This is a genomic window from Pseudomonas viciae, from assembly GCF_004786035.1.
GTDB lineage: Bacteria > Pseudomonadota > Gammaproteobacteria > Pseudomonadales > Pseudomonadaceae > Aquipseudomonas > Aquipseudomonas viciae.
The window spans coordinates 3,813,829-3,829,610 of the sequence record NZ_CP035088.1 but is presented as its reverse complement, the minus strand read 5'-3'; the positions used below and the strand labels follow the sequence as shown (position 1 = coordinate 3,829,610).

Below are 15,782 nucleotides of genomic sequence, written 5' to 3'. Positions count from 1 at the left end.
GAGAGCACATGGTCACGTCCACCGACACACCACGGCACGCGATGCCGGCCAGTTTGCCCCAGTGGCTGCGCCAGCAGGCGCACTGGCACGGCAGCGGCATTGCCCTGCGCCATAAGCACCTGGGCGTTTGGCAGGAGCGAACCTGGCGGCAGCTGGCTAACGAGGTGCACAGTCTGGCGAGTGCCTTGCAGGCCTTGGGCTTTTCGGTGGGCGCGACCCTGACGATCATCAGCCGCCCGCGGCCGCAGGCGCTGCTGGCGGCCTTGGCTGCGCAGTGGTTGGGCGGCGTGGCGAGCCTGATCGATCCGTTGGACCTGTCGAGCACGTCACTGCTCGGCGAACTGCAACCGGATTTCGTACTGGCCGAAGGGCACGAGGAAATCCTTCTGCTGTGTGCTGCGCGGGTGAGGCCGCAGGTTGTGATCTATCTCGACAAGCGTGGCCAGTCGGGTTCAGCCGCGTTCGGTCAAGTGCTGGACTACTCGGCCTTGGTGGCCGAGCGCACGTCCGCTGAACTGACGCCGCAAGCGCGGCCGCTGCATACGGCTTTTGTCTTTTACCGCCAGGGCCCGCAGGCCATCGAGCAACAACGCATCAGCCACGCCGAGCTGTTGCAGGAAGGTCGGCGCCTGGTGCAACGGGAAGGGTTGGGGCGCCAGGAAGAAGCACTGGCGGCCCGGGCTTTCGCCTCGGGCGGTCAGGCTCGCTACTTGTTGGCGCCTTGGCTGATTGCCGGCTTTCGCCTGAACTTCCCGGAGAACCTGGCGACCCGTGATCGTGACCGGCGTGAGCTGGGCCCGACGCTGGTGGCGGGCACGCGTGAGACCTACGCGCGCCTGCACAGGGAGGCGCTGGCGCGTTTGCCGGAGGCGGGCAGTTGGCAGCGCCGGCTGGTGGACTGGGCCTTGGCAGCGCGCCCGGGTCTGTTGCAACGCTATTTGGGGCACTGGTTGGTCCGGCGACCCTTGCGCGACGTCCTGGGTTTTTCTCGCACTCGCGCGCCGTTGCTGGTGGGGGATGCCTTGAGCCCCGAGACCCAGGCGTTTTTCGAGGCCTTGGGGATCCAGGTCCGCCATTGGCGCGATTCGACCGAGTGGGATGCACCAGAAACTCCCGTGAAAGAAACCACCGACGATTGGATAGAACGCCATTCGCAATTGGCCTGAGAGGAGGCGACCCATGACACACACGGCCGCCACGCATTTGTTGGAGCTGGAGCATATTTCACTGTCATTCAAAGGCGTCAAGGCGGTTACCGACATCAGTTTTCGGGTGGCCACCGGTGAGATCTGCGCCTTGATCGGCCCCAACGGTGCTGGCAAGAGTTCGCTGTTGAATGTCATCAGCGGCGTGTACCAGGCCCAGGACGGGCGCATACGTTTCGACCGGCAGGAGCGGCGCCGGATGCGCGCCCACGAGGTGGCGGTGCGCGGCATCGCCCGGACGTTCCAGAACATCGCCTTGTTCAAGGGCATGAGCGTGCTCGACAACGTGCTCACCGGACGCAATCTCAAGCGGCGCAGCAGTTGGATTGAACAGGCCCTGCGCATCGGCCGGGCTCGGGCCGAGGATGACATCCAGCGTGAAGCGGCGGAGCAGGTCATCGAGTTCCTGCACTTGCAGCCTTGGCGCGACGTGCTGGTCGGCAAGTTGCCCTATGGCTTGCAGAAACGCGTGGAGCTGGCCCGGGCCCTGGCGGCGGAGCCCCGGCTGTTGCTGCTGGACGAACCCATGGCCGGGATGAATGCCGAGGAGAAGCAGCAGATGAGCCGCTTCATCGTCGACATCAACCGTGAACTGGGCACCACTGTGGTGTTGATCGAGCATGACATCGGCGTGGTCATGGGCATCAGCGATCACGTGGTGGTGCTCGATTACGGTCGCAAGATCGGCGACGGACCGCCCGAAGATGTACGGCAGAACCCCGAGGTCATTGCGGCCTATCTGGGCACGCGCCACTAACCCTGGGCATTCGCAGGCTTCTCCGTTTGGAGAGGGCAGGCAAGTTGCGCCCGCAGAACAGGAACAGGCATGGAATTTTTCTTTGAAGTATTGATTGGCGGGCTGTTGGCGGGGGTGATGTATGCCCTGGTGGCCATCGGTTTTGTGCTGATCTACAAGGCCTCCGGCGTGTTCAATTTCGCCCAGGGCGCGATGGTGCTGTTCTCGGCACTGACCTTTGTCAGCCTGCTGGAGCGCGGTGTGCCGTTCTGGCTGGCGTTCGTCATCAGCCTGGCAGCGATGGTGCTGATCGCCGTGGCGGTGGAGCGCGTGGTGCTGCGGCCGTTGGTCAACCGCTCACCGATCACGCTGTTCATGGCCACTCTCGGGCTTTCCTACGTCGTCGAGGGTTTCGCCCAGGCGCTGTGGGGTGCCCAGGTGCACGGCCTGGAACTGGGCATCAGCGATGAACCGCTGGAGTTGGGTGGGATGTTGTTGTCGCAGTTCGACATTTTTGCCGCGCTGACGGCCGCTGCGTTGGTACTGCTGTTGTCCTGGCTGTTCAACAAGACCCGACTGGGGCTGGCGTTGCGCGCGGTGGCCGATGACCCACTGGCGGCGTTGGCCGTGGGCATCCGCTTGCAACGGGTCTGGGTGGTGGTGTGGGCGGTGGCGGGGTTTGTCGGGTTGGTCGCCGGCCTGCTCTGGGGCGCTCGCCTGGGCGTGCAGTTCTCGCTCTCGCTGGTGGTGCTCAAGGCCCTGCCGGTGTTGATCATCGGCGGCTTTACCTCCATCAGCGGGGCGATCGTCGGCGGGCTGATTATCGGTGCCTCGGAGAAGCTGGCGGAGGTTTACCTCGGGCCCTTCATCGGCAGTGGCATCGAGAACTGGTTTCCCTATGTGCTGGCGCTGCTGTTCTTGCTGGTGCGTCCGGCCGGATTGTTTGGCGAGCGGGCCATCGAGCGAGTCTAGGGGAGAAGCCACATGTTTTATCGAGAAGCAGGTCAGTTCAACACCCGCTATGCCCAGGACCGCCGTGTCTTCGCCCTGCGCCAGGATCGCCACGGGCTCGCCGTATTGTTGCTGGTTGCGTTCGTCGTGGTGCCCTGGCTGGGGAATGACTACTGGTTCAGCGCGATCCTGATTCCGTTCCTGGTGCTGTCCCTGGCCGGGCTGGGGCTCAACCTGCTGACCGGTTATGCCGGGCAATTGTCCCTCGGCTCAGCCGCGTTCATGGCGGTGGGGGCCTTTGCCACCTACAACCTCGAACTGCGTGTCGCCGGCTTGCCGTTGTTGTTCAGCATCGCCCTGGGCGGGCTGACGGCGGCGCTGGTGGCGGTGCTGTTCGGTCTGCCGAGCCTGCGCATCAAGGGTTTTTACCTGTTGGTCTCGACCCTGGCGGCACAGTTTTTCGTAACCTGGGCGTTGACCCGGTTCAGCTGGTTTTCCAACAACAGCGCCTCGGGCGTGATCACCGCGCCGCGCCTGGACGTATTCGGGGTGAGCCTGGACGCACCGGCCGGGCGCTATCTGCTGACCCTGACAGTCGTGGTGGCACTGTTCTGGCTGGGTAAGAACCTGGTGCGCAGCGAGCTGGGGCGCAACTGGATGGCGGTGCGTGACATGGACACCGCCGCAGCGGTGATCGGCATCCCATTGGCGAAAACCAAGCTGCTGGCCTTCGCCATCAGTGGTTTTTTTCTCGGTGTGGCCGGTGCCCTGTGGGCCTTTGCCTACCTGGGCACCGTGGAGCCCCATGGCTTCGATCTCAACCGGTCGTTCCAGATCCTGTTCATCATCATTATCGGCGGCCTCGGCAGCCTGCTGGGCAACTTTCTCGGCGCGGCCTTCATCGTTTTGTTTCCGGTGTTGCTCTCGAACCTGGTGGCTTTGCTGCCCGGCGGGCTGGTGGACGCCGGCCAGGTGGAGAACCTGCAGAAGATGCTATTCGGCGCGCTGATCATCCTGTTCCTGATCAAGGAACCAGAGGGCCTTGCGCGCCTCTGGCAGCGCTTTCGCGAGCGCGCACGGCTGTGGCCGTTGCGCTACTGAGCGATGCGCACAAGCGGGTTTGCAGTTCCATTTTGTTGGCTTATCACTGGCTTCATCACAAGGAAAATCCGATGTTCAAACGATCATTCGCCAGCAGCCTGGCACTGGCGCTCAGCCTCACCGCCGCAGCCTTTTCCGTCCAGGCGGACAACGAACAATACTTCCCGCTGCAAAGCTATCGTGTCGGTCCTTATGCGGCCGGCGGGACCGGTTTTTTCGGCGGCTTCATCGACTACCTCAAGTACGTCAACGCCAACGGCGGCGTGAATGGCGTCAAGCTGACCTGGAGCGAGTGCGAAACCGAGTACGTGGTGGAAAAAGGCGTCGAGTGCTATGAGCGCCTGAAGAAAGGCTTGAACGGCGCGCCAGCGGCGGCCACCAACCCGTTGTCGGTGGGCATCGCCTATGCCACTTTGGAGCGTTCGACAGCCGACAAACTGCCGCTGATCACCATCAACCACGGTCGCACGGATTCCACCGACGGCAGTGTGTTTCCCTACGTTTTTCCGTTGCAGTTGAACCCGTATTCCGAGGTCTCGGCGATCATCAACTACATCGGCCAGCGCGCTGGCGGGTTGGACAAACTCAAGGGCCTGAAGATCGTCACCTTGTATCACGGCTCGCCCTATGGCAAGGAAACCAACGAGGTCCTGCAAACCCTGGCCGACAAGTACGGCTTTGCGCTGACCTTGCTGGAGGTGCCGCACCCGGGCAACGAGCAACAATCGCAATGGCTGAATATCCGCCGGGAAAAACCCGATTGGGTGATCTTGCGCGGTTGGGGGGTGATGAACCCGGTGGCGCTGAAAACCGCGCAGAAAGTCGGTTTCCCGGCCGACCACATCATTGGCAATATCTGGAGCAATTCCGAGGATGACGCGGCGCCGGCCGGTGCCGCGGCCAAGGGCTTCATCGCCATCACCACTCACCCTTCGGGCACCGATTTTCCGGTTCTGCAGGGCATCAAGCAGCAAGTGGTCGACGCCGGTCATGGCGACTTGGCCGATCCCAAGCGGTTCGGCACCGTGTATTACAACCTCGGCGTGGTCAACGGCATCCTCAACGTTGAGGCGCTACGGATTGCCCAGCAGAAGTTCGGCAAGCAGCCGCTGACCGGTGAGCAGGTGCGTTGGGGGTTCGAGAATCTCAAGCTCGACGACGCCCGACTCAAGGAACTGGGGGCGCTGGGCCTGGTGCAGCCATTGCAGCTGTCGTGCGCGGACCATGAAGGCGGTGGTGCGGTGCGCTTCCAGCAATGGGACGGGACCCAGTGGAAGCTGATCAGCGACTGGGTGCAGGCCGACCGCGCCTTGCTGCGGCCGATCATTGAAGCCTCTTCGCATCAGTACGCCCGGGAAAAAGGCATTACCCCGCGTGATTGCAGCAAGGAATCCTGAGGTATCACGGCGACCCGGACGCTCGCGTCCGGTCGCTCCCTGAAGAGGCGAAAAGCATGACCACGCAAGTGCCGATCCTGCAGATCGACGATATTGAAGTGCTCTACGAACACACCATCCTGGCCGTGCGCAGCGTGTCGCTGACGGTGGCAAAAGGGCAGGTCGTGGTGCTGCTGGGCGCCAACGGCGCGGGTAAGAGCACGACCTTGAAAGCGGCCTCCAACCTGGTGCGCGCCGAACGGGGCGAAGTGGTGCGGGGGCGGATTGTGTACCAGGGAAAGGAGGTGACCCACAGTGCGCCTCACACGCTGGCGGCGAACGGATTGCTGCAAGTGCTGGAGGGCCGGCACTGCTTTGCCCAGTTGACCGTGGAAGAAAATCTCTTGGCCGGCGCCCTGGCGCGCCAGGTTCCGCGGCGCCAGCTTCTGGCCGACCTGGAGTGGGTCTACGCCCATTTTCCCCGTCTGAAACTGCGGCGCAAAAGCCTGGCCGGCTACACCTCGGGTGGCGAGCAACAGATGATCGCGATCGGACGCGCGCTGATGGCCAAGCCGCAACTGGTGTTGCTGGACGAACCGTCGATGGGCCTGGCGCCGCAGATCGTCGAGGAAATCTTCGAAATCGTCCGCCAACTCAATCAGCGCGATGGCGTGAGCTTTTTGATCGCCGAACAGAACATCAACATCGCCCTGCGTCATGCCCACTATGGCTATGTGTTGGAAAGCGGTCGCGTGGTCAGCGAAGGCAGCGCCGAACAACTGGCGACCCGCGACGATCTCCAGGATTTTTATTTGGGCGCGCAAGCGAGAGGGCAGGAAGCTGCCGGGATTGAAGAGCAGCGCTCCCCATAAACGAGCACACCGCCGAGTTGCTATTGTGGCGAGGGAGCTTGCTCCCTCGCCATGGGGGGAATTCAGGTAGACAGGTTGATCACCCGACCATCCTGTGTGCTCAACGTTGAACGACGTTTGTTGACCACCAGCTCACCAAACTTGATCAGCAGCGTGCGCGTGACGTTGCGGCTCAGGCCCAGCAAGCTGGCGGTGTGCACCTGATTGCAATTGGCGTAACGATAGGCGGCACGCAACAGCGCTGCTTCGACCTGCTCATGGAGGTTGCCGTGCTCCTGCTCGAGCAGTTTTTCAAAGGCCTTTTGCAAGAGTGTCTCGGCGCTTTGAGGGGCGCTTTCCTGCGGGTTGTCCTGGCGCTCGATGCGAAAGTTCGACAGGTGCAGGTCCTGTTCGCCGATCACGTTGTTACGGCAAATCAGCAGCGTGTGATGGATGACGTTTTCCAGCTCGCGGATATTCCCCGGCCAGGAGTAGTCGAGCAGTTTGCGCTGCGCCTGGGCGTCCAGCGTTACCTCACCGTGACCCAGCCTGCGGCTGTACTCGGCGATGAAGTGGCGGATCAACGGGAGGATGTCGCCGGGGCGTTCGCGCAAGGGCTTGAGCGCCAGGCTGACGACATTGAGACGGTAGTAGAGATCCTCGCGAAAGTGCCCGGCGTTGATGGCTTTTTCCAGTTGCACATTGGTGGCCGCCAGTACCCGGACATTGATCTTGATGCTCTTGCGCGAGCCCAGGCGGACCACTTCACGCTCTTGCAGCACCCGCAGCAGCTTCACCTGGATCGGCAGCGGCAAATCACCGATTTCATCCAGGAACAGCGTGCCACCGTCGGCCTCCTCGAACCAGCCGGCCTTGGCCGTCAATGCGCCGGTGAAGGCGCCTTTTTCATGGCCGAACAGTTCGGCCTCCACCAGCGTCTCGGAAAACGCCCCGCAGTTGACCGCCACGAACGGCTTGTCGCGGCGGGCGCTGAGGTTGTGTACATGGCGGGCGACCAGCTCCTTGCCGGTGCCGGTCTGGCCAATGATCAACACACTGGCATCACTGGGCGCTACGCGTTGCAGATGCGCCAACAGCGCCCGGGACGTCGGGTCTTCAAAGACTTGGGCCGTGGCGCGAATCGAGGTGGCCAGGCCGGGAGAAGGGGGAAGCGTGAGGAGCTGCATGACGGTGGCCCGTTAATGAGAGTGCAGTGACTGATGGTGAGTGCCAACGCTCCGTGATGGCATCACCGCGCGGAGCCATTGGGCGTAAGGATTAATCTAAATGATCTAAAAACAACAGAACAAATAACTTTAAGTTATTTGCTTAGCGTCTTCGACGACAGTCATGGCACTGGAATGAAGCAACTCTTGCGCATAGCCCTGCGAAAAGCTGTGTCAAATAAAAAACAATCAATAAAAAACTTTATTGACTAAAAATAAATAGCGAGTAATTATTCCCCTGCATCTGCTTTCACGCAGAGTCACTTTTCAGGGGCAACCCGATGAGTCAGAACACCATGCCTTCGTTGGCACGTCTTTACGTCGAGGCGACTGAATCGCCGTCCGACACCTGCAGCGCGCCATTACTCATGCAAGGCTTTCCGGCCGAACCACACCGTCGCGTTACCTGGAGCAACTGGATGCGACCTCCGTTCAATCAATGGGGGTTTCGCAACCTGGCGCGTCTGCGTCCGTCCATTGATGTGCAGGCAGGGGGCGGGCCGATCAGTCGGTTTGAACAGGCTCCTCGGCCGCTGGATGAGCTGCACTTCGACAGCGAGTCGGGTTTGAGCATCAGCGTGATCGAGCATCTGATCGCCAGCCAGACCGACGCCTTTCTGGTGCTGCAAGGCGACACACTGCTGTTTGAACGGTACTTCAACGGCCAGCGTCCCCAGGACCGGCACATCATGTTTTCAGTGACCAAGTCGCTGATCGGCACCCTGGGCGAACAGTTGGTCAGTGAGGGTGTACTGGATCCGACGTTGTCCGCCGCGTATTACGTGCCGGAACTGGTGGGCAGCGCGTTTGGCGATGCCACGGTCAGGCAACTGTTCGACATGGCGGTGGGCATCGATTACAGCGAGGTTTATGAGGATCCGGATTCAGAGAGCTCCCAGTACGGCTACGCCTGTGGTTTCCAGCCAGCTCCGGCGCAGTACGCTCAGTTCGAGTCTTTGTATCAATACCTGCCGTCACTGAAAAAACGCGGCAGCCACGGTGGCTTCTTCCATTATGTGACCGCCACCACCGAAGCCTTGGCCTGGGTGATGGAGCGCGCCAGCGGCAAGGCGTGCGACCGGTTGCTGCAGGATCTATGGAGCCAATTGGGCTGTGAGCGCGACGGCTACTTCATGGCCGATCCCTGGGGGCGTAGCGTTGCCGGTGCCGGTTTCAGTGCGACCTTGCGAGACATGGCGCGCTTCGGTCGCCTGTTGGCCAACGATGGTCGTCAGGATGAACGACAACTGCTGTCGAGCGAGACGATCCCCCGGATCGCCGCCGGTGCCGACCCGGCGATCTATGTCACGTCCCCAGACTTCGCGGCATGGACCCCAGGCGCGTCCTATCGCAGCCAGTGGTACGTCTTCAACGACCACAGCCAGGCACTCATGGCCGGCGGCATTCACGGCCAGTACCTGTTCGTCGACAAACCCTCCGGCGTGGTGATCGTCAAGCAGTCATCGCTGAGCGAGGCCGTCAGCCCGTTCGACGGGGACAGCGTGCGCATGCTGCGTGCCATCGCGGCGGACCTTGCCCGCTGACGTGACCCGATAAAACAAGAGATCCGCGTTCCGTTCACCTGGCCCGGCCAGGTGTTGGCGACGTTTTGCGCCGCCATTCACTGCCCTGTAACAACAATAATCACACAGGAGCTTCAAATGGTTTCCATGACGCGTTTTTCCCGAACGCTCTTAGCGCTTGGGTTACCCCTGACCACCCAGCTTGCATGGGCGGGCTACACCTTCGAGGACGGCAACCTCAAGGGCGAGGTCAACCTCACTGCCGGTGGGGCGGCTGTTTCTACCCGTAATGTCAATTTCGGCGGTGGTCGCGTCGATATGCGCAGCGGTAAGAACGGCGGCACCAAAATCGACTGGCAGGAGTTCTACGTCAAACCCGGCGTCAAGCTGGAGTACGCCGTGCAGCCGGACTTCAGCCTGCTGGCTGGCGGCTCTTTGGTGGGGGCGACCACGTTGGGCGACGGCGATGCGGGTGGCTTCACCCGCCGTTCCGATGGCAAGGTGGACACCGAAGAGCTCTACGGCGGTTTCCGGGCGGGGGAGTGGACAGTCACCGCCGGTCGTCAGAACTACATGATCGGCACCGGTTTCATCGTGATGGATGGCAACCTTGATCAGTTGAAAGACGGCGCCTATTGGCTCGCCCCGCGTACAGCGTTCAAGGATTCCGCAGTGATTGCCTGGGACCATGGCGCCTTGAAGGCTCAAGCGTTCAGCCTGGGGACCGACAGCGACCTTGGCGACTTTCGCATGAGTGGCGCGAACCTGGATTACAACCTCGACGATCAGGTAACGCTGGGGGCTACGGCCATGAAGGTCAAGGCCATGGGCCCCATAAGCCGGGCATCGCCGCGACATCGCGATGGCATGCTGGTGTACAACGTGAGGGCGTTGAATGCCAAGGTCCCGGGCATCCCTGACCTGACCCTGAATGCTGAATATGCCCTGGAGCGAGGCAGTGGAGAAGGCGTGGATTACGATGCCAAGGCTTGGTATGGCCAGGCGGATTACGCCTTCAACACGTTGCCGCTGACCCCGATCATTGGTTACCGCTACGCGAGCTTTTCCGGCGACGGCAATCTCACAGACAACCGCCAGGAGGCGTGGGAGTCCCTGAGCAAGGGGTTCGTCGACTGGAGCACCTGGTTGATCGGCGATGTTGTTGGCAACTACCTGCTGTTCAACAGCAACGAAAACGTCCAGCAGTTTTCACTCAAGACTCACCTCAACGAAGGCCTGACCCTCGGCGCGATTCACTACCAGTTCTGGCTGGATGAGAAAAACTACATGGGCGCAGCCGTCAGTGACCGCCGATTTGCCGACGAGAGCGTAGTCTTCCTCGACTGGGCTGCTTCGAAGTCGCTGAGCACCTCGCTGTCCTACAACTGGGTCAAGCCGATGGCCGCGGCCAAGCAGGTGTTCGGCGACGATAAAAAATTCAGCGCGCTGGAACTCTATTTCACCTACCGCTATTAAGTGCCGCGAGCCTTCGCGGCCGCGCTGGAGTGTTTGATCATGAACAGGCTTTTGCGTAACACCTTGTTGGGTACTGCTGTTTCGATGCTGGTCAGTGGCGCGAGCCTGGCCGAAGAGCGGACGGTGCGGATCTACAACTGGATCGAGTACCTGCCGCCGGAAATCCTGAAGAGCTTCCAGGAGGAAACCGGCATCCGCCCGATCTATGACGTCTTCGACAGTGTCGAGACGCTGGAATCCAAACTGCTGACCGGCAACTCCGGGTATGACGTGGTGTACCCGAGCAGCTCCAACGTCAGTCACCTGATCGCTGCCGGCGCAGTGCAACCCCTGGACCGCAGCCAACTGCCCAACTGGCAGCATCTGGACCCCGAGTTCATGAAGTCCCTGGAGGCCGTCGGTGACGAAGGCAATCGCTATGCAGCGCCGTACCTCTGGGGCACCACGCTGATCGGCTACAACGTCGACAAGGTTCGCCAGGTGCTTGGGGCCGACGTGCAGATGAATACCTGGGACATCCTGTTCAAGGAAGAGAATATGGCCAAGCTGGCCAGTTGCGGTGTCGGTTTGCTTGATGCGGCCAATGAGATCGTACCCATCGCCTTGCACTACGAGGGCCTGGACCCCAATAGCCAGAAGCGCGAAGACTACCAGCAGGCGCAGAAGGCAATGGCCAGGGTTCGTCCCTACATCACCTATTTCAATTCGTCGCGCTACGGCATGGACCTGGCCAACGGTGAGATCTGCGTAGGGGTGGGCTGGTCTGGCGGCGTGGCTTTGGCCAAGCGGTTGGCCGAAGATGCTGGCAAGGGCGTCAAGGTGGAGATGGCGCTGCCCAAGGAGGGTGCGCCGATGTGGTCAGACGTGATGATGGTGCCCACCAACGCCCCTCATGCCACAGAGGCTTACGCGTTCATCAACTACATCCTGCGTCCGGATGTGATTGCCCGGATCAGCAACAAGATCGGTTACCCCAACCCGAACAAGGACGCCACTGCGTTGGTGAACGCCGATATCCGCAACAACCCCGCCATGTATGTGCCGGATGAAGCCCGCAAGACCCTGTTCGCGCTGGAACCGGTGCCGGCCGCCGTGGAACGGATCCGCACCCGCACCTGGACCGCCATCAAGACCCATCGCTGATCAGCGTGGCCCGGCGTCGCGGCGTCGGGCGTTTACTGGCTGGGTGTACTCAGGCGCGCATGCCCTGAAACAGCAGCTCGGTGATACGCCGCACCTGTGTGGAATGTGCCTCGATATCCGGCTGTTCCTGATTGACCAGCCTGAACAGCTGCAAGTGTGAGTAGTCGTTCAGCAGGAAGGCGGCCAGCTCAACGTCGAGGTCGGCGCGCAGCTTGCCGGCCTGCTGCAATTCTCTGATCAAACCGCTGATTTCAGCCCTGAGCGCATCGTTCATGGCGCGATAGCCTTCGGGCAGGCCGTTGTCGCCACCAAACAGAATCAGCGGCAGCAGTTCGCGCCAGAGACTGGGGTGCATGACTTCCAGGGCGTAGCCGGTAAGCAGCCGCTCCAGGTAACACAGCGCTTCGACCGGATCTTCCATTTCCGGGATCTGGCTGCGGGTGTCCGTGAGCGCACGCTGGTCGGCGTCGTGCAGGATCTCGAGGATGATCTCCTGTTTGTTGCCGAAGTACTTGAACACGGTGGGTGCCGATACTCCGGCCTGGCTGGCGATTTGTTCGATGGTGGTGTTCTGGAAACCCTGGCGCTCGAACAATTCCACCGCTGCCTTGCTGATGGCTTGGCGTCGTTCGGCTTTTTGACGTTCACGCAGTCCGCTCACGGGAGGTCCTTGTCATAGAAAGAGGAGGGCGGCGCAATGCGGTAATCCTGTGGGAGCGAGCTTGCTCGCGATAGCGGTCGACCAGTTGACATTGATGTGGCTGACATGACGCCATCGCGAGCAAGCTCGCTCCCACAGGTTTGTGGCATGGCCTACACCTGTGTACTCAAGCAAAATACTTAACTGAGTAAAATTTTTAAAGCAGTTATTTCGACAGTGTCCTTTTTCAAGGGCAGCGTTCCACTGGTCATTGATGTGAAAACGCTCACTGTGTGCCCGGCACTAACCCAAGGTTACGTTGTCAGTATTTGGCGTCTGTAGCGCCGACGATCGGCTCAGATAGCCGCACGTCAGCAACATGACGCACTTTTTTTTGACGCCTTCGGGCAAATAACTCGCGATGGATTGCGCTGGGACCGACTATTCCTTTTGCGGGTTGATTCTCTATGCGCTTTCTACTCGATCCGCGTCATGACATTGATGCTGCCTTGCTCAGCTATCGCCGGGTTTTCTGGTCCTTGGCGCTGTTCAGTGGCGTGATCAATCTGCTGGTTTTGGTGCCGTCGCTCTACATGATGCAGGTGTACGACCGAGTCCTCACCAGCCGTAACGAAACCACCTTGTTCATGCTCACCTTGATCGCCCTGGGCCTGTTCATGTTCAGTGCCCTGATCGAGTGGGTGCGCGGCCAGGTGATGATTCGCATGAGCGCGGGGCTGGACGATGCCCTGGGCGAGCGGATTTTCGACGCCGCTTTCGCCCGCAGCCTGCGCGAGCACAACGCCAACCCGGCCCAGGTACTCAGTGACCTGGCGACGCTGCGGCAGTTGATCACCGGGCAGGGCCTGATCGCCTTGCTCGATGCGCCGTGGTTGCCGATCTTCCTGCTGGTGGCGTTCATCTTTCATCCGTGGTTCGGGGTGCTGACGCTGGTGCTCGCCCTGGTGCTGGTCGGCCTGGCGCTGTGGGGCGAGCTGGCGACCCGGGCGCGCCTGGGGGAGGCCAATCGGCTCGGTGTGCAGTCGTCGATCTATGTGAACAGCACGCTGCACAATGCCGAAGTCATCCAGGCGCTGGGCATGCTCGGGCCGTTGCGCCAGCGCTGGAGTTTGCTGCAACAGCGCATCATTGCCGCCCAGGCCCACGCCAGCGACCGCAGTGCCCGTATCACCTCGACAACCCGTTTCGTGCGCATCTCCGGGCAGTCGCTGGCCCTGGGCCTCGGGGCATTGCTGGTGCTCGAAGGCCAACTGTCGGCGGGCATGATGATTGCGATGTCGCTGCTGCTGGGGCGTGCCCTGGCCCCCGTGGAAATCGCCATCGGCTCGTGGAAGCAATTTAACGCCGGGCGCCAGAGCTATCAGCGCCTGAGCCAGCTCCTGACCCAGCACCCACGCGATCGCCTGCGCATGCCGTTGCCACCGCCCACCGGCGCGGTGCGCCTGGAGCAGCTGTATGTCGGCCCGCCCGGCGCCTCGCAGCCGATCCTGCGGGGCATTAATTTCAGCCTGGCCAAAGGGGATGTGCTTGCCGTTGTTGGCGCCAGTGCCAGTGGCAAGTCGACCCTGGCCAGGGCGCTGGTCGGGGTATGGCCGGCCATGGGCGGGTCGGTGCGCCTGGACGACGCTGAGATCAGCCAGTGGTCCCACGACGCCTTGGGCCCGCACCTCGGCTACTTGCCGCAGGATATCGAGCTGTTCGACGGCAGCGTGGCCGACAACATTGCCCGCTTCGGTGAGCAGGACGCCGACAAGATCATCGCCGCCAGCCGTCACGCCGGTATTCACGAGATGATCCTGCGGTTTCCCAAGGGTTACGACACGCCGTTGGGGCCCGGCGGGCTTGGTTTGTCCGGTGGGCAGAAACAGCGTCTGGGCCTGGCCCGCGCGCTGTATGGGCACCCGACGCTGATCGTCCTCGACGAGCCCAATTCCAATCTTGATGACGCTGGCGAGGCGGCGCTGGTGCAGGCCATCAACGTGCTCAAAGCCGCCGGCAGCACTGTGGTGCTGATTACCCATCGGCCCAGCGTACTGGCGATCGTCGATCACATCCTGGTGCTCAAGGACGGTACCCAACAGGCATTCGGCCCTCGGGACCGGGTGCTCAAGGCGTTGATGCCCGCACCGAGATCGGCCACGGTACGGGAGGCTGGCGAAGATGCGTGATCTGACTCCAGGTGCGCAAACGCACAGCGAACAGGCGATGCGAGTGATCAGCGCCAATACCTTGCCCAGCGCCAGTACCGATGCCGGCGGCGCCGCCCGTTATGGCATGGGCTTCCTGGTCCTGACGTTGGGCGGTTTTCTGCTCTGGGCGTTCCTCGCGCCGCTCGACCAGGGCGTCGTGGGCAGCGGCACCGTGGTGGTGGCGGGCGAGCGCAAGGCTGTGCAGTCATTGGTCGGCGGGGTCGTGGAAAAGCTGCTGGTCAGTGATGGCGACCGCGTCACTCAGGGCCAGTTGCTGGTGCAGCTCAATACCGTGCAGGCGCAGTCGCAACTGGACGTGACCCTGGGCAAGTTGCTCAACGATCGCAGTGTCGAGGCGCGGTTGATCGCCGAGCGCCTGGGCAGCGCCGAGATCCAGTGGCCAGCCGAGCTGCTGGAGCGCGCCGATGAGCCGCGGGTCAAGGCGGCCATGGCTTTGCAGAGCCAGTTGTTTCTGACCCGTCGCGCGGAGCTGGGCAGCCGCTTGCAGATCATCGAACACGAAGCGGCGGCGTTGCAGCAGCAGTTGCTCGGCTATGAAGGCGTCAAGCGTAACTACGACGCACAGATGCGCTTCCAGCAACAGGAACTCGAAGGCCTGCGTGATCTGGCCCGCGAAGGCTACGTTCCGCGCAACAAGCTCTTCGAGGCCGAGCGCAATGCGGCTCAATTGGCCGGGCAGATTGCGTCTGGTGTGGGTGATGTCGGCAGGACTCGCCAGGCGATCAACGAAAGCCGGCTCAAGGCCTTGCAGGCGCAGCAGGAGTTCCGCCGCGATGCCGAAACCCAGCTGAGCGAGGTCTCTGCCGAGGCGTCGGGTTATGCCGATCAGATTCGTGCCTTGCAGTTTGAAGTCGACAACGGCGCGATCCGTGCACCCGTGGCCGGGCAGGTCATGGACCTGAGCATTCATACGGTCGGAGGCGTCGCGCAGGCCGGGCAAACTTTGATGCAGGTGGTGCCACTGGATGCGCCGATGGCGATTACTGCGCGTTTCGAGCCGCTGATGGCCAACAAATTGCGCCCCGGGTTGCCGGTGCATGTGCATTTCACCGCGCTGCAGCGGGTGGATACGCCGACCGTCACCGGTACGGTGACCACGGTATCGGCGGACCAATTGATCGATGAACAGACGCACCAACCGTACTTCTCCGCCAAGGTCGAGATTCCTGCCCAGACCGTTGCTTCGTTGCAGGGCGCCGGGCTGCTGGTGCGCCCCGGCATGCTCGCCGATGTCACGGTGGTGACGGGGGAACGCACCTTGATGAATTACCTGATGAAACCCCTGCGCGAACGCTTGCTTGCGGCTTTCAAAGAGGAATGAGC

Annotated in this window: 13 protein-coding genes; 11 read left to right on the top strand and 2 right to left on the bottom strand. The window is 61.8% G+C overall.

All coding sequences use genetic code 11. The features are described 5' to 3' along the window. Nucleotides 1-8: 8 nt before the first annotated feature. The 6 genes from EPZ47_RS16455 (at nucleotide 9) to EPZ47_RS16430 (ending at nucleotide 6,241) form a co-directional block, all read left to right on the top strand. The gene (locus EPZ47_RS16455) at nucleotides 9-1,166 is read left to right on the top strand and encodes an AMP-binding protein (protein WP_135845761.1); all 1,158 of its coding nucleotides are present in this window, start codon (nucleotides 9-11) and stop codon (nucleotides 1,164-1,166) included. Between the two features lie 13 nt (nucleotides 1,167-1,179). Continuing rightward, nucleotides 1,180-1,962: an ABC transporter ATP-binding protein gene (locus EPZ47_RS16450; protein ID WP_135845760.1), complete on the top strand. Its 783-nt coding sequence runs from the start codon at nucleotides 1,180-1,182 to the stop codon at nucleotides 1,960-1,962. Nucleotides 1,963-2,031: 69 nt separating this feature from the next. After that, on the top strand, nucleotides 2,032-2,913 hold the full coding sequence (locus EPZ47_RS16445; protein WP_135845759.1) for a branched-chain amino acid ABC transporter permease: 882 nt from the start codon (nucleotides 2,032-2,034) through the stop codon (nucleotides 2,911-2,913). A gap of 12 nt (nucleotides 2,914-2,925) precedes the next feature. Then, the gene (locus tag EPZ47_RS16440; RefSeq protein ID WP_135845758.1) at nucleotides 2,926-3,993 is read left to right on the top strand and encodes a branched-chain amino acid ABC transporter permease; all 1,068 of its coding nucleotides are present in this window, start codon (nucleotides 2,926-2,928) and stop codon (nucleotides 3,991-3,993) included. 71 nt (nucleotides 3,994-4,064) lie between these two features. Continuing rightward, a complete protein-coding gene (locus tag EPZ47_RS16435) occupies nucleotides 4,065-5,390 on the top strand; it encodes an ABC transporter substrate-binding protein (protein WP_135845757.1) in 1,326 nt (441 codons plus the stop codon). A 56-nt stretch (nucleotides 5,391-5,446) separates the two neighbouring features. Beyond that, nucleotides 5,447-6,241, top strand: coding sequence for an ABC transporter ATP-binding protein (locus EPZ47_RS16430; RefSeq protein WP_135845756.1), 795 nt, complete (start codon nucleotides 5,447-5,449; stop codon nucleotides 6,239-6,241). Nucleotides 6,242-6,303: 62 nt separating this feature from the next. Here the strand turns inward: EPZ47_RS16430 and EPZ47_RS16425 are convergent, their stop codons facing one another. Then, on the bottom strand, nucleotides 6,304-7,407 hold the full coding sequence (locus EPZ47_RS16425; RefSeq protein ID WP_135845755.1) for a sigma-54 interaction domain-containing protein: 1,104 nt from the start codon (nucleotides 7,405-7,407) through the stop codon (nucleotides 6,304-6,306). A gap of 320 nt (nucleotides 7,408-7,727) precedes the next feature. Here EPZ47_RS16425 and EPZ47_RS16420 point away from each other — a divergent pair, with 320 nt between their 5' ends. The 3 genes from EPZ47_RS16420 (at nucleotide 7,728) to EPZ47_RS16410 (ending at nucleotide 11,588) form a co-directional block, all read left to right on the top strand. Further along, entirely contained in the window at nucleotides 7,728-8,990 is a 1,263-nt protein-coding gene (locus tag EPZ47_RS16420) for a serine hydrolase domain-containing protein (protein WP_135845754.1), read from the top strand. Between the two features lie 117 nt (nucleotides 8,991-9,107). Further along, on the top strand, nucleotides 9,108-10,445 hold the full coding sequence (locus EPZ47_RS16415; protein WP_135845753.1) for an alginate export family protein: 1,338 nt from the start codon (nucleotides 9,108-9,110) through the stop codon (nucleotides 10,443-10,445). A gap of 39 nt (nucleotides 10,446-10,484) precedes the next feature. Further along, nucleotides 10,485-11,588 carry a polyamine ABC transporter substrate-binding protein gene (locus EPZ47_RS16410; protein ID WP_135845752.1) on the top strand — a complete coding sequence of 368 codons (1,104 nt, stop codon included), beginning with the start codon at nucleotides 10,485-10,487 and terminating at the stop codon, nucleotides 11,586-11,588. A 49-nt stretch (nucleotides 11,589-11,637) separates the two neighbouring features. Here the strand turns inward: EPZ47_RS16410 and EPZ47_RS16405 are convergent, their stop codons facing one another. Continuing rightward, the gene (locus EPZ47_RS16405) at nucleotides 11,638-12,249 is read right to left on the bottom strand and encodes a TetR/AcrR family transcriptional regulator (protein WP_135845751.1); all 612 of its coding nucleotides are present in this window, start codon (nucleotides 12,247-12,249) and stop codon (nucleotides 11,638-11,640) included. Nucleotides 12,250-12,695: 446 nt separating this feature from the next. Between EPZ47_RS16405 and EPZ47_RS16400 the strand changes: the two genes are divergently transcribed. Together EPZ47_RS16400 and EPZ47_RS16395 are read left to right on the top strand one after the other, a co-directional pair. Next, a complete protein-coding gene (locus EPZ47_RS16400) occupies nucleotides 12,696-14,417 on the top strand; it encodes a type I secretion system permease/ATPase (RefSeq protein WP_135845750.1) in 1,722 nt (573 codons plus the stop codon). Then, the gene (locus EPZ47_RS16395; protein ID WP_135845749.1) at nucleotides 14,410-15,780 is read left to right on the top strand and encodes an HlyD family type I secretion periplasmic adaptor subunit; all 1,371 of its coding nucleotides are present in this window, start codon (nucleotides 14,410-14,412) and stop codon (nucleotides 15,778-15,780) included. The genes EPZ47_RS16400 and EPZ47_RS16395 overlap by 8 nt, the downstream gene beginning before the upstream one ends. Nucleotides 15,781-15,782: the final 2 nt, after the last annotated feature.